The sequence below is a fragment of the Janthinobacterium sp. GMG1 genome (assembly GCF_034427795.1).
Lineage (GTDB): Bacteria > Pseudomonadota > Gammaproteobacteria > Burkholderiales > Burkholderiaceae_D > Janthinobacterium.
The window spans coordinates 325,668-348,655 of sequence record NZ_JAXQNT010000002.1; the positions used below are offsets into that span (position 1 = coordinate 325,668).

The 22,988-nt window shown below is 64.0% G+C and carries 23 protein-coding genes; 17 read left to right on the plus strand and 6 right to left on the minus strand.

Features of this window, described 5'->3' with window-relative positions; translation table 11 throughout:
• The first annotated feature begins 22 nt into the window (after window positions 1–22).
• Genes SJI03_RS06445 through SJI03_RS06455 form a run of 3 tightly spaced genes read left to right on the plus strand, consistent with a single transcriptional unit; the run spans window position 23 to window position 2,540 of the window.
• The gene (locus SJI03_RS06445) at window positions 23–1,075 is read left to right on the plus strand and encodes a sugar phosphate isomerase/epimerase (protein ID WP_322426602.1); all 1,053 of its coding nucleotides are present in this window, start codon (window positions 23–25) and stop codon (window positions 1,073–1,075) included.
• A 9-nt stretch (window positions 1,076–1,084) separates the two neighbouring features.
• The gene (locus SJI03_RS06450) at window positions 1,085–2,233 is read left to right on the plus strand and encodes a Gfo/Idh/MocA family protein (protein WP_233516122.1); all 1,149 of its coding nucleotides are present in this window, start codon (window positions 1,085–1,087) and stop codon (window positions 2,231–2,233) included.
• A 16-nt stretch (window positions 2,234–2,249) separates the two neighbouring features.
• On the plus strand, window positions 2,250–2,540 hold the full coding sequence (locus SJI03_RS06455) for a 2Fe-2S iron-sulfur cluster-binding protein (RefSeq protein ID WP_099377820.1): 291 nt from the start codon (window positions 2,250–2,252) through the stop codon (window positions 2,538–2,540).
• Between the two features lies 1 nt (window position 2,541).
• Here SJI03_RS06455 and SJI03_RS06460 read toward each other — a convergent pair whose 3' ends face one another.
• Window positions 2,542–2,853, minus strand: coding sequence for a hypothetical protein (locus tag SJI03_RS06460; protein ID WP_071325785.1), 312 nt, complete (start codon window positions 2,851–2,853; stop codon window positions 2,542–2,544).
• A 92-nt stretch (window positions 2,854–2,945) separates the two neighbouring features.
• Here SJI03_RS06460 and SJI03_RS06465 point away from each other — a divergent pair, with 92 nt between their 5' ends.
• The gene (locus SJI03_RS06465) at window positions 2,946–3,215 is read left to right on the plus strand and encodes a MoaD/ThiS family protein (RefSeq protein WP_099377821.1); all 270 of its coding nucleotides are present in this window, start codon (window positions 2,946–2,948) and stop codon (window positions 3,213–3,215) included.
• A 4-nt stretch (window positions 3,216–3,219) separates the two neighbouring features.
• A complete protein-coding gene (locus SJI03_RS06470; protein ID WP_322426603.1) occupies window positions 3,220–4,326 on the plus strand; it encodes an exo-alpha-sialidase in 1,107 nt (368 codons plus the stop codon).
• Here the strand turns inward: SJI03_RS06470 and SJI03_RS06475 are convergent.
• Entirely contained in the window at window positions 4,299–4,922 is a 624-nt protein-coding gene (locus tag SJI03_RS06475; protein ID WP_099377823.1) for a TetR/AcrR family transcriptional regulator, read from the minus strand. The genes SJI03_RS06470 and SJI03_RS06475 overlap by 28 nt on opposite strands.
• Before the next feature lie 169 nt (window positions 4,923–5,091).
• Here SJI03_RS06475 and SJI03_RS06480 point away from each other — a divergent pair, with 169 nt between their 5' ends.
• Window positions 5,092–6,135 (plus strand): MBL fold metallo-hydrolase, encoded by a 1,044-nt coding sequence (locus tag SJI03_RS06480; RefSeq protein WP_099377824.1) that lies wholly within the window; start codon window positions 5,092–5,094, stop codon window positions 6,133–6,135.
• 1 nt (window position 6,136) lies between these two features.
• Here the strand turns inward: SJI03_RS06480 and SJI03_RS06485 are convergent, their stop codons facing one another.
• Window positions 6,137–6,469 (minus strand): hypothetical protein, encoded by a 333-nt coding sequence (locus SJI03_RS06485; RefSeq protein ID WP_158301185.1) that lies wholly within the window; start codon window positions 6,467–6,469, stop codon window positions 6,137–6,139.
• A 435-nt stretch (window positions 6,470–6,904) separates the two neighbouring features.
• On the opposite strand from SJI03_RS06485, the gene SJI03_RS06490 reads away from it, so the two are divergent.
• On the plus strand, window positions 6,905–7,915 hold the full coding sequence (locus tag SJI03_RS06490; protein WP_322426604.1) for a substrate-binding domain-containing protein: 1,011 nt from the start codon (window positions 6,905–6,907) through the stop codon (window positions 7,913–7,915).
• Window positions 7,916–7,950: 35 nt separating this feature from the next.
• Here SJI03_RS06490 and SJI03_RS06495 read toward each other — a convergent pair whose 3' ends face one another.
• The gene (locus SJI03_RS06495) at window positions 7,951–11,547 is read right to left on the minus strand and encodes an indolepyruvate ferredoxin oxidoreductase family protein (protein ID WP_322426605.1); all 3,597 of its coding nucleotides are present in this window, start codon (window positions 11,545–11,547) and stop codon (window positions 7,951–7,953) included.
• Window positions 11,548–11,741: 194 nt separating this feature from the next.
• Complete coding sequence (locus SJI03_RS06500; RefSeq protein WP_322426606.1) at window positions 11,742–12,683, minus strand: LysR substrate-binding domain-containing protein; 942 nt, start codon at window positions 12,681–12,683, stop codon at window positions 11,742–11,744.
• 138 nt (window positions 12,684–12,821) lie between these two features.
• Between SJI03_RS06500 and SJI03_RS06505 the strand changes: the two genes are divergently transcribed.
• A complete protein-coding gene (locus tag SJI03_RS06505; RefSeq protein ID WP_322426607.1) occupies window positions 12,822–14,048 on the plus strand; it encodes an HD-GYP domain-containing protein in 1,227 nt (408 codons plus the stop codon).
• Here SJI03_RS06505 and SJI03_RS06510 read toward each other — a convergent pair.
• The gene (locus tag SJI03_RS06510) at window positions 14,045–15,091 is read right to left on the minus strand and encodes a GGDEF domain-containing protein (protein WP_099377828.1); all 1,047 of its coding nucleotides are present in this window, start codon (window positions 15,089–15,091) and stop codon (window positions 14,045–14,047) included. The two genes, SJI03_RS06505 and SJI03_RS06510, sit on opposite strands and share 4 nt — an antisense overlap.
• Before the next feature lie 481 nt (window positions 15,092–15,572).
• Between SJI03_RS06510 and SJI03_RS06515 the strand changes: the two genes are divergently transcribed.
• From SJI03_RS06515 to SJI03_RS06555, 9 genes are all read left to right on the plus strand, one after another.
• Window positions 15,573–15,755: a Flp family type IVb pilin gene (locus SJI03_RS06515; protein ID WP_034752975.1), complete on the plus strand. Its 183-nt coding sequence runs from the start codon at window positions 15,573–15,575 to the stop codon at window positions 15,753–15,755.
• Between the two features lie 53 nt (window positions 15,756–15,808).
• Window positions 15,809–16,342, plus strand: coding sequence for an A24 family peptidase (locus SJI03_RS06520; protein ID WP_099377829.1), 534 nt, complete (start codon window positions 15,809–15,811; stop codon window positions 16,340–16,342).
• A 94-nt stretch (window positions 16,343–16,436) separates the two neighbouring features.
• On the plus strand, window positions 16,437–17,810 hold the full coding sequence (locus SJI03_RS06525) for an ATP-binding protein (RefSeq protein WP_322426608.1): 1,374 nt from the start codon (window positions 16,437–16,439) through the stop codon (window positions 17,808–17,810).
• Window positions 17,807–18,664, plus strand: a complete 858-nt coding sequence (cpaB, locus tag SJI03_RS06530; RefSeq protein WP_322426609.1) for a Flp pilus assembly protein CpaB — start codon at window positions 17,807–17,809, stop codon at window positions 18,662–18,664. The genes SJI03_RS06525 and cpaB overlap by 4 nt, the downstream gene beginning before the upstream one ends.
• 18 nt (window positions 18,665–18,682) lie before the next feature.
• On the plus strand, window positions 18,683–20,131 hold the full coding sequence (locus SJI03_RS06535) for a type II and III secretion system protein family protein (protein WP_322426610.1): 1,449 nt from the start codon (window positions 18,683–18,685) through the stop codon (window positions 20,129–20,131).
• Between the two features lie 16 nt (window positions 20,132–20,147).
• Window positions 20,148–20,450: a hypothetical protein gene (locus SJI03_RS06540; protein ID WP_322426611.1), complete on the plus strand. Its 303-nt coding sequence runs from the start codon at window positions 20,148–20,150 to the stop codon at window positions 20,448–20,450.
• Window positions 20,440–21,861 carry a pilus assembly protein TadG-related protein gene (locus SJI03_RS06545; RefSeq protein ID WP_322426612.1) on the plus strand — a complete coding sequence of 474 codons (1,422 nt, stop codon included), beginning with the start codon at window positions 20,440–20,442 and terminating at the stop codon, window positions 21,859–21,861. The genes SJI03_RS06540 and SJI03_RS06545 overlap by 11 nt, the downstream gene beginning before the upstream one ends.
• Window positions 21,858–22,340 (plus strand): TadE/TadG family type IV pilus assembly protein, encoded by a 483-nt coding sequence (locus tag SJI03_RS06550; protein WP_322426613.1) that lies wholly within the window; start codon window positions 21,858–21,860, stop codon window positions 22,338–22,340. The genes SJI03_RS06545 and SJI03_RS06550 overlap by 4 nt, the downstream gene beginning before the upstream one ends.
• Complete coding sequence (locus tag SJI03_RS06555; protein ID WP_322426614.1) at window positions 22,330–22,938, plus strand: TadE/TadG family type IV pilus assembly protein; 609 nt, start codon at window positions 22,330–22,332, stop codon at window positions 22,936–22,938. Before SJI03_RS06550 ends, SJI03_RS06555 begins: the two co-directional genes overlap by 11 nt.
• Window positions 22,939–22,988: the final 50 nt, after the last annotated feature.

A 22,988-nucleotide genomic window follows, 5' to 3' on the forward strand; every position in this document is an offset into this window, starting at 1 on the left:
TCCTGGGGGCTAAAGGATACCCATGAAAACCATCCAGGGCCCGGCCATTTTCCTGGCCCAGTTTCTCGGCGATGAACCGCCGTTCGACTCGCTCGATCACCTGGCGCAATGGGCGGCCGGCCTGGGCTACAAGGGCTTGCAGCTGCCGACGGCGCCGCGATTGTTTGATCTGGAACAAGCGGCCAATAGCCAGCAGTATTGCGACGACGTGACAGCCTTGCTGGCGCGCCATGGCTTGCAGGTGACGGAACTGTCGACGCACTTGCAGGGTCAGCTGATCGCCGTGCATCCCGCCTACGACGCCCTGTTCGACGGCTTTGCGCCCGAGCACGTACGCGGCGATCCCGCCGCGCGCACGGCCTGGGCCACGCAGCAACTGCTGTGGGCGGCCACCGCCTCGCAGCGCCTGGGTTTGACGGCGCACGTGACGTTTTCCGGCGCGCTGGCCTGGCCGTATCTGTATCCATGGCCGCAGCGCCCGGCTGGCCTGGTGGAAACGGCATTTGCCGAGCTGGCCAAACGCTGGCTGCCCATCCTCGATGCGTTTGACGCGGCCGGCGTGGACGTCTGCTATGAATTGCATCCGGGCGAGGACTTGCATGACGGCGTGACCTTCGAGCGCTTCCTGGCCGCCGTCAACGACCACCCGCGCGCGTCGATCTTGTACGACCCCAGCCACTTCGTGCTGCAGCAGCTCGACTACCTGGCCTTTATCGACATTTATCATGCGCGCATCAAGGCGTTTCATGTGAAAGATGCGGAATTCCGGCCGAACGGGCGCCAGGGCGTGTATGGCGGTTATGGCGACTGGCAAGACCGGGCCGGGCGCTTCCGCTCGCTGGGCGATGGGCAGATCGATTTCAAGGCCATCTTTTCCAAGATGGCGCAGTACGATTTCCCCGGCTGGGCCGTGCTGGAATGGGAATGCTGTCTGAAGCATCCCGAGGATGGGGCGGCGGAAGGGGCGCGCTTCATCCGCGAGCACATCATCCACGTGGCCGAACACGCATTTGACGATTTCGCGGGCAGTGCGGTTGACCAGGATCAAATCCATCACTTGCTTGGCTTGAAATAAGGAAACGACATGCAGCGACGCTTACGGCTGGGCATGGTAGGGGGCGGGCAGGGCGCATTCATCGGCGCCGTGCACCGCATCGCGGCGCGCATCGACGACCAATATGAACTGGTGGCGGGCGCCCTGTCGTCGGATCCGGACCGCGCGCGTGACAGCGGCGCGGCGCTGCACCTGGCGCCCGAGCGCTGCTACAGCGATTACCGCGCCATGGCGCAGGCGGAGGCCGCGCGTGCGGACGGCATCGAAGCCGTGGCCATCGTCACGCCGAATCACTTGCACGCGCCCGTCGCCACGGCGTTCCTGGAAGCGGGTATCCATGTGATCTGCGACAAGCCGCTGGGCATCTCGCTGGCGGAAGGGCAAAAGCTGGCGGCGCTGGCCGAGCGGAAAAATCTGCTGTTTGCGCTCACGCATACCTACAGCGGCTACCCGCTGCTGCGCCACGCGAAAGCCATGGTCGAGGCGGGCGAGATCGGCGAGCTGCGCCTCGTGCAGGTGGAATACTCGCAGGATTGGCTGGCCGATGCGATCGCGGCTGGCGGCATGAACGAAGGCAACTGGCATAACGACCCGCTGAAAGCTGGCCCAGGCGGCACCCTGCTCGACGTGGGCTTGCACGCGTATCACCTGGCGCAGTTTGTCAGCGGCTTGACGCCGCAGTCCGTGCTGGCGGAATTGTCGACTTTTGTACCGAATCGCACCTTGGACGACCACGTGCAGGTGATGCTGCGCTACGCCAACGGGGCGAAAGGCACCCTGTGGGCCAGCCAGGTGGCGACCGGTTGCGAAAACACGGTGCGCCTGCGCCTGTTCGGCAGCAAGGCGCAACTGGACTTTGACCAGGAACAACCGAATGCACTGTGGTGTACGCCGCAGGGCGGCAACCGGCAACTGCTGCGTCCGGGCCGGGTCGACAGCGCCGCCGCGCGCCACGCCACGCGCGTGCCGGCCGGCCATCCGGAAGGGTACCTGGAAGCGTTCGCGCAGCTGTACCTGGATGCGGCTTTGCGCATACGTGCGTTGCAATCGGGCTTGCCCGTGCCCAAGGAAGCCAGCTGGCTGCCCACCGTCACCGATGGCGTGGCCGGCCTGGCCTTTGCGGAAGCCGTGCTGCGCAGCCATGCCAATGGCGCGAGCTGGACGACCCTGGCAAGCTGACTGTTACACTGGAGCCATGCGCTCCTTTACCATCACCATCCTTCCGCAAGGCTGGCAATTCCCGGCCGACGCGGGAACGACTCTGCTGGCCGCCGCCGAGCTGGCCGGCATCCGCCTGCTCAGTTCCTGCCGCAACGGCACTTGCCGCACCTGCCTCTGTCACATGCCCGAGGGAAAGGTGCGCTATACGGTGGACTGGCCCGGCATCAGTCCCGATGAACGCTTCGACGGCTACATCCTGCCCTGCGTGGCCGTGGCGGAAAGCGATCTCACCATTCAGGCGCGCGCCGTGCGCACGGGCAATTAATTCAGGACGGCTTGCCGCCCTTGAGGCGCTGCAGCAGCGCTTCCACGCTGTCGCTGACGGGCAAGCCGTGGCGGCGCAGCAACTGCACGTGCAGCACGAGGTTTTCCAGCACCAGCTTGGCCGCCACGGCCAGCAGGGCCAGGTTGCGGTCTTCCGGGCTGAAACTTTCCATCGCGTCGGCCATCTCGCACAGGTGGTTGGCGATCAGCCCGCGCAATTCCTGCTCATCGAAGGGCAAGTCGGCAAAATCGATGGGATCGGCCACTTCCACTTCCTGCATCAGCACCGCTAGTTCTTCCGGGGTAATCGTCATGCCTGGCCTCCTTGTGTGCTTGCCTCTATTTTAATTGTATTGGCCGCAAAGCGGACTAGAATGAGTCGAGGCCGACGACGTCGAAGGGCAGCATGGCGCATCTGCATTTTACGCAACAACTGGCACGCTTCCTGGACGTCCCCACGCTCGAGGTGGTCGCGCCACGCCTGCGCGCCGCCTTGGATAGCGCGTTTGCGCAGCAGCCGCGCCTGCGCGGTTATGTGCTCGATGAGCAGGGGGCCTTGCGTCCCAATGTGGTGATCTTCATCGACGGCGCCCGCTGCCGCGAGCGGCGCGTGCTCGACGATGCCTTGCGGCCCGACAGCCAGGTGTATATCTTGCAGGCCCTTTCAGGAGGTTGATGCCATGACAGCAGTCCCGCAGCGCGCGTATCTCGGCACCCGCAAGGGCTTGTTCCAGTTCGATGTCGATGCGGCCGGCGCCTGGCAGCTGGCGCTGGTGCAGTTTGCCGGCGATCCCGTTTCCATGCTGCTGCACGATGGCCGCGACGGTACCCTGTACGCGGCCCTGAACCTGGGCCACTTCGGCGCCAAGCTGCACCGGCGCGATGCGGACAGCGGAGAATGGCGCGAAGTCGCCGTGCCCGCCTATCCCGCCAAGCCCGAGGGCAGCACCGATAGCGTGGACTGGACCGTGCGGCAGATCTGGTCGCTGGCGGCGGGCGGCGCGGACCAGCCTGGCGTGCTGTGGGCAGGGACTTTACCTGGCGGCCTGTTCCGTTCCAGCGACCGCGGCGACAGCTGGCAGCTGGTGGAATCCTTGTGGAACGTGCCGCAGCGGGCGCAGTGGTTTGGCGGCGGCTACGACGTGCCCGGTATCCACAGCATCTGCGTCGACCCGCGCGACAGTCATAAAGTGCTGGTCGGCGTGTCCTGCGGCGGCGTGTGGCAAACGCTCGATGGCGGCGCCAGCTGGGCCCTGAGCGCGACGGGCATGCGCGCCGACTACATGCCGCCCGAGCTCGATGAAAACGAAGCCGTGCAAGATCCGCACCGCATCGTGCGCAGCACCGGCACGCCGGACGCGCTGTGGTGCCAGCACCATAACGGCATCTGGCGCTCGGACGATGCCGGCTGGCACTGGCAGGAAGTCACCACGGCGCCGCTGTCGCATTTCGGCTTTGCCGTGGCCGTGCATCCGCGCGATGGCGACACGGCCTGGTTTGTGCCGGCGCAGGCGGACGTGCTGCGCATTCCCATCGATGGCGCGCTGGCCGTCACGCGCACGCGCGATGGTGGAAAAACGTTTGAAGTGTTGCGCGCGGGCTTGCCGCAGCAGCATTGCTACGACCTCATCTACCGCCACGGGCTGGCGCTGGCCGATGATGGGCGCAGTTTATTGATGGCGTCGACGACGGGCGGCGCCTGGTATTCGGGCGACGAGGGCGAACACTGGCAGACCATCTCTGCCCACTTGCCGCCCGTTTATGCCGTCTGTTTTGCCACGCCGTAGTAGCACAGGAAGATATCGACGGCCAGTTCCGTCACTTCGCGCCGGCGTGCCGGGCCCAGCAGAGGCTCACCCATGGTGATCTGCGGCCAGAAGGCAAAGGTTTTTAACGGCGACATCAGCAGGTGCGCCACTTCCAGCGTCTCGCCTGCCTTGATGCGCCCGTCTTGCTGCGCCGCCCGAATCCAGATATTCAGGCCCGTTTCCTTTTCATTCAGGCGCGCCACCATGGCTTGCGCCCGCTCGGGCGAGTGGATGGTTTCGCCAAAGATCACGCGCGCCAGGTCGATGAAGGCCGCGTCGCATAACAACACCATTTTCTGCTCGACCAGGGCCAGCACTTGCGGGCGCAGCGGCTGGTCGGCAACATAGGGCACGGCGGGCTGGGCCACGCTGCTTTCCCACATGCGTTGCAGGATTTCCGCGAACAACTCGTCCTTGCTGGGGAAGTGGTTGTACACGGTGCGCTTGGAAACGGCGGCCGTGGCAGCGATCCTGTCCATGCTGGTCGCATCAAAACCGTGGTCGCGGAACTCGGCGATGGCGGCATCGACGATGGCGACGCGCTTGCGGTCGGTGAGGCGTTGCGGTGCTGCCATGGCTGAAAATCTCCTTTGAAAACAATATTTTACACCTCTTGGTTTACTTTGCCAGAAATAGGAACTACACTGTGTAGTGTAATTTAACCCTTGTACATTCCTTGCCGGACCACATATGCACTTGCACCGAGCCGCACGTCGTCTCTTCTTTCTGGGAGTCCTGATCATCATGAGTTCTTGCACCCTGCGCGCCGCGCCTGCCGCGCCCGCTGAATCACCACAACGCCACGAAGGCAAATTCCGCAACCCCGTGGAAATGTACAAGCTGGGCACGACAGCGACGCTCAAGTTGCTGTGGACATTTGTCTTTGATAAACCGGACAGCACAGTGCCGGCTGCTGCCGTGCCCGTGCAAGTCTTGACCCGGGCGCAACTGCTGGCCGCGCCCGATAACAGCCTGTTTCGCCTTGGCCATTCGACCTTGCTGCTGAAACTCAACAACGAGTTTTTCCTCACCGACCCCGTGTTTTCCGAGCGGGCCTCGCCGGTGCAGTGGGCAGGACCGAAGCGTTTCCACCAGCCGCCCATCAGCATCGCCGACTTGCCGCCGATCAAGGCCGTGATCCTGTCGCATAACCATTACGACCACCTCGACTATGCTGCCGTGCTGCAGCTGGCCGCCAAGACGGAACATTTTGTTGCGCCGCTGGGCGTGGGCGATACCCTGGTCGAATGGGGCGTGCCGAAGGACAAGGTGCAGCAATTCGACTGGTGGCAAGGCACGACGATTGCTGGCGTGAAACTCGTCGCCACCCCATCGCAGCATTTCTCGGGACGCGGCTTGTTTGACAGCAATCAAACCCTGTGGGCGTCGTGGGTGATCGACGCGCCCGAGGTACGCGTGTTTTTCAGCGGCGACTCCGGCTATTTCGACGGCTTCAAGCAGATCGGCGACAAGTACGGCCCGTTCGACGTGACCATGATCGAGACGGGTGCCTACGACAAGCTGTGGCCGGACGTGCACATGCAGCCGGAACAGACCTTGCAAGCCCACCTGGACTTGCGTGGCAAGTGGCTCATGCCCGTGCACAACGGCACCTTTGACCTGGGGCTGCACGCCTGGCATGAACCGTTCGACCGCATCACGGGGCTGGCGGCCAAGCAGGGCGTGAACCTGGCTACGCCGCAGATGGGCGAGGCGGTCGACCTGGCGCAGCCGAAAAAAGGTGAAAAATGGTGGCTGGCGATGCTGGAAGAAGAGATGGTGCGGTAATCTACGCCGTGACGTCGATCAGGCGGCCCAGGGTCTGGCCATAGCCGTTCAGCTGGGGCGTGCTTTTCGGCGCGGCGGGGATGGCTTGTTGCGGCACGGCCACCTTGATCGCCTGGTCCAGCTGCGGCGCCTTGATGGCGGTGGGGGCATCGGCCTGGGCTTGCTGGCTGCTGCGCTGTGTCTGGCTCAGCGATTCCTGTTCCCGCGCCAGCAACTGGCGGCTTTGCGCCAGCTGTTCACTGTCGCGCTGTACCTGGTTCTGGCCTTGTTCGACCCGGCGTTGCGCCGTGACCAGCGAGGCTTGCAAGTTGTTGACAGACGTTAGCGTGACCACATTGTTCACCTTTGAAAGTATGCCCAGGCGTGTACAGAAGAGAAGGGAATCCAGGAAGATGTGCTGGACCAGGCGCAACATGCCAAGCGGTAATCTTTACCTGAATCAAGAGTAGGACAAATTCTCGCACAGTTCCAGTAAATTATGTTTTCTTGATAATGCTATCGTGCACGCCTTGCATTGCCAAGCCGTCATCCTGAAGCGGCTGCAGCACTTGTCAAAGTGAGTACCTGCTATCGTTTTTCACCCTTGTCTGACTACCATCACTGCGCAGAGGGTAGACGTGGTCACATTTAAAACGTTGCTTTTTAAATAGTCAATATGTTGTTGTTTTTCTACCGGGTCTGCGCACGCTAATGCGCGGTCTGTTTGGCGCTCTGGGCTATAATTGACGGTCAGAGTTGGTTTCTTTTGCCATACAGACAGGTAGTTAACATGAATCTCAAGAGCCTCGCAATTGCCCTCGGCATGTCGAAAACGACAGTCAGCAGGGCGTTGAACGGCTATCCGGAAGTCAATTCCCGCACCCGTGAAATCGTCCTGGCCGCCGCCAAGAAAGTCGGCTACCGGCCCAACCCGCTCGCGCGCAGCCTGGCCGTCGGCCGCACCAATGTGCTGGGCATGATCTATCCCCTGCTGCCCAGCGACCTGGGCGACAGCGTCTTTCTTTCCGTGGTGAATGGCATGTCGGACGCCGTCGAAGCGTCGAAGATGAGTTTGATCATCGCCCCCGTGTCACCGCAGAATGAACAGCCTTCGTATGAAAACATGGTGCGCGGGCGCCAGGTCGATGGCCTGGTGGTGGGCCGCACCAAGGTGGTCGACGAGCGTATCGCCTACCTGACGAAAGTCGGTTTTCCCTTTGTCGCGAATGGCCGCACGCGCATCGACGCGCCGTATGCATATTTTGACTACGACAATGACACGGGCATCGACCTGGCCGTGTCCTTCCTGGCGGCGCATGGCCACCAGCGCATCGCCCTGCTGAGCGCACCGCTGGACTTGCATTTCGCCTATGAGCGCAAGGAAAGCTTTATCCGTTGCATGGCGCAAGCGGGCTTGCCGGTCGATCCCGCCTATCTGCTCGACAATACTTTTGATCGCCGCAGCGGCTACCAGGCCATGCAGCAATTGCTGGCCTGCTCGCCCCGTCCCACGGCCGTCATCGTCGACAACCACTTGTCCGGCGTCGGCGTGGTGCGCGCGCTGATGGATGCGGGCATCGAGATCGGCAAGGAAATCTCCGTCATTGTCTGGGGCAATGTGGAAGACACTTTGATCGGCATCAACGTCACCACCATCGACCAGCCCGACCTGCGCCGCGCGGGCGCCAAGATGGTCGAAATGCTGCAATCGCTGCTGGCTGGCACGCCGCCGGAACGGCTGCAGGAAATCTGGCAACCGGTGCTGTTGCCGGGGGCGACGGTGGGGCGCTGCGCGGATTGAAAAAAAAACGCAGAGCCGAGGCTCTGCGTTGTCTTTTATGCCGCGTGCTTGCTTCCATCAGCCAGCACGGCCAGCAATCTCGCCTTGTCCAGGCGATACGTGTCGACGGCCGCTTCCTTGACGTGGCCGAAGCCGCGGATTTTTTCGGGCAGGGTCGCCAGTTCCACGCAGGTCGCCAGGTTGTCCGCCGTCAGATTGACCAGCATGCCAGCCAGCAGTTCGCGGTATTCGACGATCAGCGCGCGTTCCATCTTGCGCTCAGCCGTATAACCGAAGACGTCGAAGGTGCCGCCCCGTAGCCCCTTGGCTTTCGCCAGCAGCTTGAAGGCGCGCCACATCCAGGAACCGAACTCCGCTTTCACGAGGTGGCCTTTCGCATCTTTCTTCGCAAACAGTGGTGGTGCCAGGTTGAATTTCACGGAGAAATTCCCTTCGAATTGCTGCTGCAATTGCTCCACGAAACGGCCATCCGTGTACAGGCGCGCCACTTCGTATTCATCCTTGTAGGCCAGCAACTTGAAATAACTTTTGGCAACAGCTGTCGACAGCTTCTGGCCCAATCCCAGGGTGTTTTCCCGGTCGCGTACCTGCTTGACCAGGGTCAAGTAACCATCCGCATACGCGGCATTTTGATACGCGGTGAGGAACTCCACTCTTTTCTTGATGACGCTATCGAGGCTTTGCGGCATTTGCACGATGATCGCTTGCGATGGCATGGCGATCTGCGTGACCTTGCGCACGTCGACGGCGGCGCGGCGGCCCCACAGGAAGCTTTTCTTGTTCGATTCGATGCCCACGCCATTGAGTTCAATGGCGCGCAGCAGGGCCGCTTCCGTCAGCGGGATACGGCCTTTTTGCCAGGCGTAGCCGAGCATGAACAGGTTCGCGGCAATCGAGTCGCCCATCAGCGCGGTCGCCAGTTTGGTCGCGTCGATGAAGTCGGCCGCGTCCGCGCCACCGACGGATTCCTCGATCAATTGGCGCACTTCCGCCGTCGGATATTGCCAGTCGGCATTCTGCGCAAACGTGCCCGGCGGCTGCTCGTGCAGGTTGACGACGGCCAGGCTGCGGCCCGGACGCATTTTCGACACGGCATCCTGCGCGCCGGCCGTCAGCATGTCGCAGCCCAGAATCAGGTCCGCTTCGCCCGTGGCGATGCGCTGGGCGCGGATGTGCGCAGGCGACCTGGCGATTTTCACGTGCGAGGTGACGGAACCGTTCTTTTGCGACATGCCCGTCATGTCCAGCACGGACGCGCCCTTGCCTTCCAGGTGGGCCGCCATGCCCATCAGGGCGCCCACGGTGATGACGCCCGTGCCGCCGATGCCGTTGATGAGGATGTTGTACGGCGCGTCGCAAGCGGGCAGTACCGGTTCCGGCAAGGGGCCGAAGTTGTCCGTCTCGCCTGCTTTGCTCGCGCCCGTCTTGGTCTTCTTCAGGCTACCGCCCTCGACCGTGACGAAGCTGGGGCAAAAGCCCTTGGCGCACGAGTAATCCTTGTTGCACGAGGATTGGTCGATGGTGCGCTTGCGGCCAAATTCCGTCTCTTTCGGCAGGATCGACACGCAGTTCGACTGCACGCCGCAGTCGCCGCAGCCTTCGCAGACGGCGTCGTTGATGACCATGCGTTTCGGTAAATCGGGATATTCGCCTTTTTTTCTTCTCCGGCGTTTCTCGGCCGCACACGTCTGGTCGTAGATCAGCACGGACACGCCGGCTACTTCGCGCAATTCGCGCTGCACGGCATCCATGTCCTTGCGGTCGTGCAAGGTCAGGTGGGCGGGCAGGTTGCTGCGGTCGCTGTAGCGGCTCAGGTCTTCCGTGACCAGCGCGATGCGGGCGATGCCCTCGGCTGCCACCTGCTGCGCCATCATGGGCACGGTGATGAGGCCGTCGACGGGCTGGCCGCCCGTCATGGCGACGGCGTCGTTGTACAGGATTTTATAGGTGATGTTCACCTTGGCCGCCTGCGCGGCGCGGATGGCCAGATAACCGGAATGAAAGTATGTGCCGTCGCCCAGGTTCTGGAACACGTGCGGCAGCTCGGAAAACGCGGCTTGCCCGATCCACGGCGCGCCTTCGCCGCCCATGTGCGTGGTCAGCTTGTTCATTTCCGGGTAGATCGACGTGGCCATCACGTGGCAGCCGATGCCGGCCAGCGCCAGGCTGCCGTCCGGTACCTTGGTCGACGTGTTGTGGGGGCAGCCGGAGCAGTAAAACGCGGGGCGGAACGGCGTATTCACGGCTTTCTTTAATACCGCATCCTTGGCGTCGAGGAAACTCAAGCGCGCCTTGATCAGGTCGCAAGTGACGGGGTCGGAAATCAGGCGTGCGATGCGGCTGGCGATGACACGCGCCACTTGCGAGACGGAAAAATCCGCCTTCGAGGTCAGCAGCCATTCGCCGCGCGGCGCCACCCATTCGCCCTTTTCGTCGAACTTGCCGATGACACGCGGGCGCACGTCGTCGCGCCAGTTGTAGAGTTGTTCTTTCAACTGGTACTCGACGATTTGCCGCTTCTCTTCTACCACGAGGATTTCATCGAGACCTTGCGCAAACTCACGCACGCTATCCGGTTCCAGCGGCCACGGCATGGCGACCTTGAACAGCCGCATGCCCACGTCGGCCGCCATCTGTTCGTCGATGCCCAGCTCTTCCAGTGCTTCGAGCACGTCCAGATACGATTTGCCGGAGGCGATGATGCCCAGCTTGGCGTTCGGGCTGTCGATGGTGGTGTGGTTGAGCTTGTTTTCGCGCGCGTAGGCCAGGGCTGCATAGATCTTGTAATCCTGCATCAGCGCTTCCTGGTTGCGCGCCTGCTGGCCCAGCGGGATGCTCGACAGGCGCGCGTTCAGGCCGCCTTCGGGCATGATGAAATCCTGCGGAATCTTCACTTCCACGCGGAACGGGTCGGCATCGATGGAGGCCGACGATTCGACCGTGTCGGCCAGGGCCTTGAAGGCTACCGTGCAGCCGGAAAAGCGCGACATGGCCCAGCCGTGGATACCGAGGTCCAGGTATTCCTGCACATTGCAGGGATACAGGACGGGAATCATCGAGGCGGAAAACAAATGGTCGGACTGGTGCGGCAGGGTCGACGAATACGCGCCATGGTCATCGCCGGCCACCAGCAGCACGCCGCCCAGTTTCGACGTTCCCGCGTGGTTCATGTGCTTGAAGACATCGCCGCAGCGGTCCACGCCCGGACCCTTGCCGTACCACATGGCAAATACGCCGTCGTACTTGGCCGGGCCGATCAGGTCGACCTGTTGCGAACCCCAGACTGCCGTGGCGGCCAGGTCTTCGTTGACGCCGGGCACGAACTGCACGTGGTGCGCTTCCAGCTGCTTTTTCGCTTTCCACAGGTTCTCGTCGAGGCCGCCCAGGGGCGAGCCCCGGTAGCCGGAGATGAAGCCGGCCGTGTTCAGTCCGGCCGCCTGGTCGCGCAGGCGCTGCATCATGGGCAGGCGCACAAGGGCCTGGATGCCAGACAGGAAGATGGCGCCGGAAGTGGCTGTGTATTTGTCGTCGAGGCTGACGGTGGTCAAACGGGAAGGTTCAAGCGGTGTAGATGGCGCGGCACCGGCGTTTCTAACGAACGCTGCGGAGCCGTTTTCCGTGGTCACGGACATGGCTGTCTCCAAAAGGGTGTTTCAGATAACGGCTGTACAAGGGGCGCGCCCGGTAAGGCGCGCGCTGTGCAGACGGGATGGCCGCGTGTGGGCGGCATATAACTATTTTAAATTTAAAATAGTTAATGTGGTCAGTGTAGAACGAGTCAGGGGAGTGGGCAAATACGCTTTGCCGATGGGGGTATAAGAAATACTTATGTCATAGGCGAGAGCACGTTCGCCCCCACCCAGCGCCCGCTGCCACACAGCTCGGCGGCCACTTGCAGCACGAGGTTTTTCACGGCGTTGCCTGCATTCGTCAGCGGGATATTTTTTGACGCACACAGGGCCACCGTGCGCGACAGGACGGGGCTGTGGATGGCATAGCTGCGCATGGCGCCGCTATCGAGTTCGGCCAACAGGGGCGCGGCCGGCAGGATGGTGGCGCCCATGCCGGCCAGGATGGCCGATTTCAGGATGGCGATCGAATTGATCTCGATCACGTTCGCCGTTTCCAGGCCCAGTTCGCGCGCGCGGCTGTCGATGCGCGGGCGCACGCCATGCTGCAGGCCCGGCAGGATCAGGGTGGCGCTCAGGGCTTGCTGGAACGACACGGCATGGCCGGTGGGCGCGAATGGCGAATCGCTGCGGCAGATAAAACGCATCTCTTCTTCCACCAGCGGGCTGCAGGAAAACGGCGTCAGCTGGCCATCGTCGAACAGCACGGCCAGGTTGATGCGGCCCGATTTGAGCTGTTCATTGAGGTTGCCCGTGATTTCTTCCGTCAGCTGCAGGGTGATTTCGGGATAGCGTTCGCGCGCGGCCAGCAGCAGGGGCAGGGCCAGGGCACCGGAGATGCTGTGCGGTAAGCCCAGGGTGACATTGCCGGACGGCCGCGTGGCGCTTTGCGTGACGGCCGAGCGGGCGTCGGCCACCTGTTTCAGGATCGCCTGCGCATGTTCGTAAAACACCTTGCCCGCGTCCGTGCTGAGCACGCCTTGGGCCGAGCGGTGCAGCAGTTGCACGCCCAGTTCCTCTTCCAGCTGGCGCAGCTGCTGCGTCAGGGCCGGCTGCGCCACGTGCAGGATCAGGGCAGCACGCGACAGCGAGCCGTGGTCGACGATGGCAACAAAGTAGCGTAATTGGCGCAGTTCCATGGGTCCCAGAAGCGGTGCGTTGAGCGGAAAAAACGGGGTGTTGCGCCACGGCGCCGAACGCGGCCAGCAGAATAACAATTTTGTTATACTCATTCTAGCGCCTTCGGTGCTCCAGCCGCGTATTTGTGGGATGACAGCATGCTCAAGAAAGTTGATTCGTCTCAATTAAAAGTGGGCATGTACATTCATGACCTCAGCTGCGACTGGATGACGCATCCGTTCGTGCGCAACCGTTTCCTGTTGCGCAGCGACGATGAGATCCGCAAGATCGTGCAGGCCGGCATCCACGACGTGGTGATCGACAGCGGCAAGGGTCTCGACGTGCAGGACGCGCCCACCGTGGCGCAGGCGCGCGCCGAGACGGAGCGCGAACTGGTGCAGATCGCCACGCTGCCGCAAGTGGTCACGCGCGTGTCGCTGGGCATGGAGCTGGCGCGCGCCACGCAGGTGCGGCGGCAGGCGGCCAGCCTGGTGCGCACGGTGATGGCCGACGTGCGCCTGGGCAAAGCGGTCGAGCTTGACCGCGTGCAGCACACGGTACAAGACATCACCGAATCGATCCTGCGCAATCCCGGCGCCCTGGTCGGCTTGTTGCGCATCAAGAGCAAGGATGACTACACCTTTTTGCATTCCGTCAGCGTGTGCGCGCTGCTGGTGGCGTTTTGCCGCTCGCGCGGCATCGATGCCACTACCACGCACCAGGCGGGCCTCGGTGGCTTGCTGCACGACACGGGCAAGGCCCTGGTGCCCGACAGCGTGCTGAACAAGCCCGGTCCCTTGACGCCGGAAGAATTTACCCTGATCAAACGCCATCCGCGCGACGGCTATGACATCCTGCGCCAGTCGCCCGAGGTGGGCGCGATTCCCCTCGACATTGCCCTGCATCACCATGAACGGCGCGACGGCAGCGGCTACCCGGACCAGTTGGCCGGCGACGCCATCAGCGAGCTGGCGCAGATGGCCGCTATCGTCGACGTGTATGACGCGCTGACATCGGACCGCAGCTATCACAAGGGGATTCCCGCCGCCGAAGCCTTGCGCAAGATCTATGAATGGAGCAAATTCCATTTCAACCCCGTGTTCGCGCAGGATTTCATGCGCTGCGTGGGCATCTATCCGGTCGGCACCATGGTGATGCTGGAATCGGGCCGCCTGGCCGTCGTTGTCGAGGCACACGAAAGCAATCTGCTGGCGCCGAAGGTGAATGTGTTTTTCAGTACGAAGAGCAAGACCTACATCAAGCCGGAAACGGTCGACCTGTCGCGCGGCTTCGGCTTCGGCGGCGCCGACAAGATCGTCGGCCATGAGTCGGCTGCCAAGTGGCAGGTCGATCCCATGCGTTTTTTATCGCTGGCGGATGCCTAGAAGAATTCTGCCGTATCGTTCGAGGTAATGGTGGTGAGCAAGCCCTTGGCGACGAGTTCGTCATAGTGGCACGCCAGGTTGCGGCCATGGCTTTTCGCGTAATACAAGGCCTGGTCGGCGCGGCCGAGGATGATGACGGGCGCTTCGTAGGCGTTGATGCTGACGAAGCCCACGCTGACGGTTACTCTGCCCACTTGCGGGAAGTCGTGCGCCTCGACATTGGTGCGGAAGCGGTCGATGATTTTTTGCGCATTGTCCAGGGTGATCGAGCGCAGCAGCACGACGAATTCCTCGCCGCCGAAGCGGAAGATGCGGTCTTGCGAGCGGAACGACGATTGCAGCTGGTTGGCGATCAAGATCAGCACTTCATCGCCATACAGGTGGCCAAATTTATCATTGACCAGTTTGAAATGATCGACGTCGATCACGGCCAGCCATTGCCGTTCCGTGTCCGTATGGTGGCGCCGTTCCTCATCGACGGGACGCGGCTTCTCCGCTTCCGGTTCGCCGCGGCTTTGCAGGATTTTCGCCAGTTGGTCGTCGAAGGTCTTGCGGTTCAACAAGCCGGTGAGCGAATCGCGTTCGCTGTAGTCGAGCAGGTTCTGGAAATTGCGGTACACGCTGACGATGCCGCCGATCACCTGGATGGTGGCGCCCGTGTACGGCGTGGGGTTGGTGATTTCCAGGCAGGTGGTGACCTGGTCGCCGATCCAGATGGGCAGCCACAGCAGGTGGCGGCCGTCGGCGCACAGGGTGTCGGCGCTCGCTTCATGGCGCTTGATGCAGGCGGCCAGGGCTGGATAGTCCGACAGCGGTTCGCCCGGCAGGGTAGGGTCGTTATGCTCTTCCATGCGGGCCACGCTGCCCGCCACGATGATGGCCCGCGACCGCACGAACACCTGGCCACGCACGGTGGTCAGGGCCAGCACACGGGTCTGCGACGCGGCAGCGAGTTCCTGGACCGCCGAGATCACGGAGATGTCGAGCATCGTGTGGTCGCGGTGCCCGGTCATGTCCACCATGTGTTTCAGTAGGGAATCCATTGTCGATCTCTGGAAAGTAGTCACACAAGTGTCGTCATACCAGCATTGCATCAAGCAAGAGCATGTTCGCGTCCGTCTACAAGAAGCCAAGATTTATTTGGTGGCATGACGCTCTGTACCGCCGGGCGAGAGGCCTTTCCAAAGAAGAGCTAAGCAGGATAATGTCTTTTTGCCTAATAGGCAATTAACGTATGCAATATTTCATGTAAATACACGAGATTCATGCACTGCATTGCAAAAAACTTGCTCTGACGAAGGCTTTCAATCCTGATCGCAACATTTGTTTGCGTCAGCCGTCATTTCAACAGGGTTTGATAATTTCCATGTGGAAACTTGTGGCGCGTCAATTTGCCAAAACGTGGACGCTTTATAGTCAATGCAATGGCGCAGAAATTTACGGCAGGAAACATATTAGCAGGAATGGGCAATGTTTCACACCCGATTGCGCCAGGGACTTGTGATTCACTTTTGGGAGCTTGTCATGCATACCTTCCTGTCGGCAGTACAGCAGTTTGTCAAGGATGAGGATGGCATTACGGCAATCGAATACGGCCTGATTGCGGCCTTGATGGCTACCGCCATCACGGCCGGTTTCTTGCTGATCAAGACCAACTTGCTGGCCGTCCTCACCGACATTTCGTCGAACCTGGTGTTGACGCCCTAAGCGGGTGCCCGCCATCGGCCGGCCGGTGGCGGGTTTTTTTCGGGAGGTGTGCCATGCCTGCAACTGCCTTGTGCGATTTGCTGTTGCTGTGCTTCGTGACGGGGGCCGCCGTCAGTGATTTGATCCGCCGCAAGATTCCGAACTGGCTGGTGCTGGCCGGCATCCTCACTGCCCTGGTCGTGCACCTGTGGCTGTGGCCGCAAAACGTGCTGCCGCTGTGGCTGGGCGGCATGGCGACGGGCTTTTTCCTCTTTTTACCCTTGTATGTGCTGCGCGGCATGGCCGCCGGCGACGTCAAGCTGATCGCCATGGCGGGCGCCTTTGCCGGTCCCTGGCCCGTGCTGCAGATCTGTTTCGCCACGTTTGTCCTGGGCGGCCTGATGGCCGTGCTGATGATCACGTACCAGGGCAAGTGGCGCGCCTGCCTGCTCAATCTGCGCCAGCTGCTGTGGCCGATGATCGCGCGCATGGCAGGCATTCCCCTGGCGCCAACCGCACTCGGTAGCGGCGCCAGCGTGGGCAACATGCCGTACGGACTGGCCATTGCCCTGGGCTGCCTGCTGGTGCAAGGGCGGCACTATTTCTGATTGGTATTCATTGCTCTTGATCAATGGGCGCCAGTCCCCGCTCGCTAGAATGAATTCTGTTGAATGCCCGCTTAACCGGCTAAGGAGACGCAGCATGACCGAGGTCGACTATTCCCTGAGCACCGAGAGTGCGCCGCGCCCTGCCGACGCGAACCTGATGCCGCCCTTGCCGCCGCAGCCGAAGAGCTTGCGTGAAACGGGACTCGAGCGGCCGCTGGTCGTCGAACTGATCGCCAAGCTGATGTTCGTGGGCGGCAAGACGCACCTGTCCGCGCTGACGACGCGCTTGCGTCTGTCGCTCAATGTCTTGCGCGAAGTGCTCGACTTCATGGTGACGGAGCAGATGGCCGAAGTGGCCTGGCGCGGCGAATCCGATATCGACGTGCAGTACCAGCTGACGGGCGCCGGCAAGCAGCGCGCCAGCGCTTTTCTTGAGCGCTGCGCATATATCGGTGCCGCTCCCGTTACCCTGGAAGCGTATCGTGCCATGGTGGCGCGCCAGTCGTGGCTGGCGCAGGAACAGCGCGTCGGCAGCGATGACCTGGCCGCCGTGCTCGGTGGCGCGCATGCGGGACCGGGCATGCTCGACGTGGTCGGCGCGGCCCTGCATTCGGGGCGTTCGCTGCTGCTGTACGGTCCGCCAGGCAGCGGCAAGTCGACCCTGGCGCTGCAGCTGGGACAATTGCTGCACGGTCTAGTCGCCGTGCCCTACGCCATCGTCGTCGGCCACGACATCATCCAGCTGTACGATCCGGCCCAGCACCTGCCGCCCGCGCCGCAGCACGTCAGCCATGCGCGCCAGGCGCTGGAGCGGCGCAGTACAGACATCCGCTGGGTGCTGTGCCAGCGTCCCGTGATCCACGTGGGCGCCGAGCTCGACGCCGGCATGCTGGAACTGCGCCATGACGCCAGCGGCGGCTGCTACCAGGCGCCGCCCCATGTGCGGGCGAACAACGGCATGCTGATCATCGACGACCTGGGCCGCCAGCGCCTGGGCGCGCAAGAATTGCTGACGCGGCTGATGCAGCCGCTGGCACGCGGCAGCGACCAGTTGGGCTTGCCCGGCGGCGTGCAGATCAGCGTGCCGTTCGACAATGCCCTCGTGCTGGCCACGAACGTGCCGCCGGGCGAGCTGTTTGATGCCGCCTTGCTGCGCCGCATCGGCTACAAGGTGCAGGTGGGGCCGCTGGCCGAGAGCGCCTATCGCGCCTTGTTCCGCCAGCAATGCCGGCTGGCCGGCATGGCCATCGACGAGCAGGCCGTGCACCATCTGCTGCACCTGCATGGCGCGCAGGGACGGCCCTTGCTGGCCAGCTATCCGCAGGAATTGCTGGCGCGCATAGGCGACTTCGCCGGCTTTGCCGGCAGCAAGGCCTGTCTGACGGTGGCCGCCCTGGAGCAAGCCTGGAGCAGCCTGTTTGCCAGCTGCGACATGCCGGCCGCCAGCCTGTGCGAGCGCATCGCATGAAAAACCGGCGCGCCCTCCTGATGATGGGCCTGGCGGTCGTGCTGGGCTTGTTGGCCGTGCTGCTGGCCTCGCACTGGCTGCTGCGCCAGACACCGGCCGGCAAGGGCAAGATCGTCGTGGCCGCCAGCGATGTCAACCTGGGCCAGCGCCTGACGCCAGAGATGCTGCGCATGGCCGAATGGCCGGCGGAAAGCTTGCCGCAGGGCGCGCTGCAAGACCCGGCAAAACTGGCGGGACGGGTGCTGAAAACCAGCGTGCTGCGCGGCGAGCCGCTGAGCGAAGCCAAGCTGGCGCCAGCCGGCACCCTGGGCGGCCTGTCGGCCCTGATCACGGAAGGCCGCCGCGCCATCACCGTGCGCGTCAACGACGTGATCGGCGTTGCCGGCTTTGCCTTGCCGGGCAACTATGTCGACATCATCGTGAGTACCCAGCAGGATGCCGGCGACCGCGCGTTTCCGCAAAGCCGCAACATTTCCAAGATCGTGCTCGAACGCATCCTCGTGCTGGCCGTGGCGCAGGAAGTGGGGCGCGACGAGACCAAGCCGCGCGTGGTCAATGCCGTGACCCTGGAAGTGACGCCGGAGCAGGCGGAAAACCTGGACCTGGCGCGCAGCGTGGGCAGCCTGTCGCTGGTGCTGCGCAACCAGGTCGACCCGCAGCCGGGCGTGACGGCGGGCGCCACCAAGCTGACCCTGCTGGGCGGACCGCACGACGCCGAGCCCGCTCCCGTTCCCGCCGCACCTGTGCTGGCCGTGGCGCCGCGCCCGGTACGCGTGGCGAAGGCGCCGCCGGAAGCGACGCGCCAGTGCAGCGGCGTCATCGACGGGACGCGCCAGTCGCGCGAATGTTTTTAGCCAACCATGGACACGCTCATGAACCGCGCCCTGCTGATACTGTTCTGCCTGCTGTCGCCGCTTGCGGGCGCGGCGGCCGATCCTGGCCCGCGCTGCGGCGGTGAAGCGGCCTCGCCCGGTAACTTGCAGCTGCAGGTGGGCAAGTCGAGCATGCTGCGCCTGCCTGAAGCCGTGCAACAGCGCAGCGTCGGCAATCCGGCCGTCGTGCAGGCCATGCTGGTTGCCCCCGACACCTTGTATGTGGTCGGCGTCGACGTGGGCAGCACGAACATGATCATCCAGGGCAGGAGCGGCGTGTGCAGCGTGGTGAACGTCAGCGTCAGCATGGACCCGGCCGGCTTGCAAGCGACCCTGGCGGCCCTGATGCCGGAAGAAAAAGCCATCCGCGTCACGGCCGTGGCCGACACCCTGGTGCTGTCGGGCACGGTGCAGGATGCGGGCGCCGTGCTGCGCGCCGTCGAGCTGGCGCACGCCTATGTGCGCCGCGCTACAGTGCCGCTGGCGCTGCCCAAGCCTGCCGATGCCGCCGCCATGCCTCTCGCCGCCACGGCGCCAAGTGGCGGCGCGGGCGGTGCGCACAGCCGCATCATCAACATGCTCGACGTCAGCGCGCCGCAGCAGGTGATGCTGGCCGTGCAGATCGCCGAAGTGTCGAAGTCGCTGCTGGAACGGCTGGAAGTGGGCGCCACCCTGCGCTTCGCTTCCGGCAGCTGGGCCACCACCTTGCTATCGAATTTCCTCAGCGGCACGGCCAATGGTTTGCTCGATGTGCGCAAGTCGAATGGCCGCCAGCAGCTGACCATCGAGGCGCAGAAACAGGATGGCCTGGTGCGCATCCTGGCCGAGCCGACGGTGATGGCGATCAGCGGGCAGGAGGGCAGTTTTCTGGCTGGCGGCAAGATCTTCATTCCCGTCGGCCAGGACAACAACAAGATCACCTTGGAAGAGCGCGAATACGGCGTCGGCCTGCGTTTTACGCCGACCGTGCTGTCGGGCGGGCGCATCAATTTGAAGGTGGCGCCGGAAGTGTCGGAACTGTCGCGCGAGGGCGTGGGCATTTCCGCCGCCGGCGTCAGCGGACGTTCTATTTTGCCCGTCATCACCACGCGGCGCGCCTCGACCACGGTGCAGCTGTACGACGGCCAGAGCTACGCCATCGGTGGCCTCATCAAGAACAACCAGGTGAGCAACATCGCGGGCGTGCCCTGGCTCAGCGAAGTGCCTATCCTCGGCGCGCTGTTTCGCAGCACGGATTTCCAGCATGACCGCACGGAATTGCTGTTCGTCATTACCGCGCATCTGGTGAAACCCTTGCCGGCCGACGCCGTGCTGCCGACGGCGCAGCTGGCGCCGCCTTCGCGCAGGGACTTGATGTTAGGCGGCAAGATGGAAGGCACGCTGGCGCCGCCGTCCGTGCCGCCGTCGGTACCAGCACCGCGCGCGGCCAACGGTTTCGAGTTGAAATGAGACGGGGAGATACGCCATGCCGAACGCGTTCCTGACATCGCTGCGGCACTTGGCCGCCCTGGCCCTGGCCTTGCAGCTGGCCGCCTGCGCGCACGGCAGCACGCCGCAGCTGGACCGGCGCTTCGGCGACGCCGTGCGCCTGGCCATGGCGCAGCAGGTGCGCGATCCGGCCAGCGCGGGCAATCGCACGCCGGCCGATGGCCTCGACGGACCCAGCGCGCACGCCGTCATGCAGCGCTACCGCGCGTCGTTTGCCGAACCGAATGCCCAGGCGCCGCAGCCGGTGCAATTCATGCTGGGAGGCGGCAGTGGCAAATAGACGCCAGCGCGGGGCGATGCTGATCGCCTTTTCCATCCTGCTCATCGTGGTGCTGGGCTTTATCGGCCTGGCGCTCGATGTGGGACAAGTCATCGGCCGCAAGACGGAACTGCAGAACCTGGCCGACAATGCTGCAATGGCGGCCGCCGCGGAACTGGTGGGCACGCCCGAGGGCTTGCTCGCCGCCGTGGAAAAAGCCAAGGGCAGTGCGGCCGACCGCAGCGCATGGCGGCGCCGCATGCAGGGCGCCATCCTGTCGGACGCCAGCATCCGCTTCGCCAGCTCGCCCGACGCACCCGCCAGCGGGTGGCTTGCGGCGGGCGCCGTGCCCGACGCCGCCACGGCGCTGTTCGTGCGCGTCGATACGCAGGCCAATACACCCTCGCTGGGGCGGGTGGCGACGGCCTTCCTCGGCTCCTGGTCGCCGGCGCTGCGCACCCTGGACACGGGCGCGCGCGCCGTGGCGGGGCGCACCAGCCTGCACCTGATGCCGCTGGCCGTCTGCGCGCTGTCGGCCAGCGCGGCCAGCCCGCGCACGAATGCGGCACTGCTGCCGGCCGTCGAATTGCTGGAATATGGCTTTCGCCGCGGCGTGGCGTATAACCTGTTGAAACTCAATCCGCATGGCGCCACGGCCGAACATTTCGTGCTCAATCCGCTGGGCCAGCCGGGCGTGGTGGGAGTGTCGCAGCAGGTCGGCGAAGCGAGCGTGTTGCCGTTTGTCTGCAGCGGCACGGTGCAGTATCCGCGCATCGGCAGTGCCCAGGTGCACGTGCACCGGCCTTTTCCCGCCGCGCTGTGGACGGCTTTCAATGCGCGCTTCAACCAGCATGCGGGCAGCGGCTGCCATGCCGTCACGGCGCCGCCCGACACGAATATCCGCGCCTATCCGAATACGGCCGCGAGTTGGTGGATGACGAACGCGCCCGACGCGCCGAGCGCCCTGAGCACGGGCAATCCGCTGCTGTCCGTGGCCGACCCGGAATCGAACGCGACGCCGCCCGCCGTCGGCAGTTACGGGCCGCTGTGGTCGTTTTCCAGGGCGGCCAGGTACAGCAACCCGAAGCCGGCCGGCGGCTATCTGCCGTTTGCCACCAGCGACTGGCCCAAGCTGTATCCGGCCAGCCCGGCCGCGCCGGCCGCCAAGTCCGGCTATCCTGCCACGCCGCCCTACCAGACGCTGGGCTTCCAGACGGCGCCGACTGGCAACACGGGCGTGGCGCAGCGGCGCCTGCTGCATATCCCCCTGCTGGCCTGCCCCGTGCCGGCCGGCGGCGACGTGCTGGCGCAGGTGCGCGGCATCGGCCGCTTCTTCATGACGGCGCCGGCCAGCAATGGCGTATTGAGCGCCGAATTTGCCGGCCTGGTGGACGAGGGCACGCTGGCCGGCCCCGCGGAGCTGCTGCAATGAGGCCGCTCTGCCGCGCCGCGCGCCGCCAGGGCGGCGTCGCCGCCATCGAACTGGCGCTGATCCTGCTGTTCTTCATGGCGCTGCTGCCCTTCGTGCTGCTGTTCGGCCGCGCGCTGCTGGTGTACACGGCACTGCAAAAAAGCGCGCACGATGCGGCGCGCTACATGGCGACCATGCCGCTGCCGCAGATGGGCAAGTTCGATACGGCGAGCCAGGGCGCCGTGCTGGCGCGGGAGATGGTGGCCGAGGCGATGGCGGAAAGCTGGCCGGGCATCAATCCCGCATGGGTCAATGTGGATTGCGTGTACGCCGACGATTCCTATGCCTGCGGCAGCTACGCCACGGCGCCGCTGCAGGTGCGCATCAAGGTCACCGCCGACATGCCGGTGGATTTCCTGCCCGCGCTGACCCGCAAGTGGCTGCCGCAACTGGCGCCGATCCCGCTGCGGGCCAACGCGACCTTGCGCTATGTCCATTGAACCGCGCCTCCGCCGGCAGCGCCAGGGCGGCGTCTTCGCCGTCGAATTCGCCATGCTGGCGCTGCTGTTCTTCCTGTTCCTGTTCGCCATGCTGGAAATGGCGCGCGTCGTGTACGTGTGGAACATGGTGCATGAGATTACCCGGCGCGCGGCGCGCGCCGCCGCCGTCACCGATTTCAGCAATGCCGGCGCCTTGCAAGCCGTGCGCACGCAAGCCGTGCTGCGCGCTACGCCGGGCACGCTGCCGCTGGGCGGCGGCATCAGCGACGCGCATGTGCGCATCGATTATTTGTCGGAAAGCGCGGGTGGCGCCGCGCTGGCGGCCGTGCCGGTGACGGTGCTGCCGGGTTGCCCGCAGCGCAACCGCATCAATTGCCTGGATGATCCGCAGGGCGCCAGCTGCATCCGCTTCGTGCGCGCGCGCCTGTGCCAGCCCGGCGAGGGTGCGCGCTGCGAGCGCGTGCCGTACCGGCCCGTGCTGCCGCTGCTGGGGATGATGTTTCCCTCTGGCGCAGGCGCCATACGCTTGCCCAGCGGGACCACCATGGCGGTGGCCGAGTCGCTGGGCTATCCGGACAATCCCGGTTTTTGTCCATGAGCGCCAAGCCGTCGGCGCAGCCGAATGTAGTGCCTTGAATGAAGGAGGGG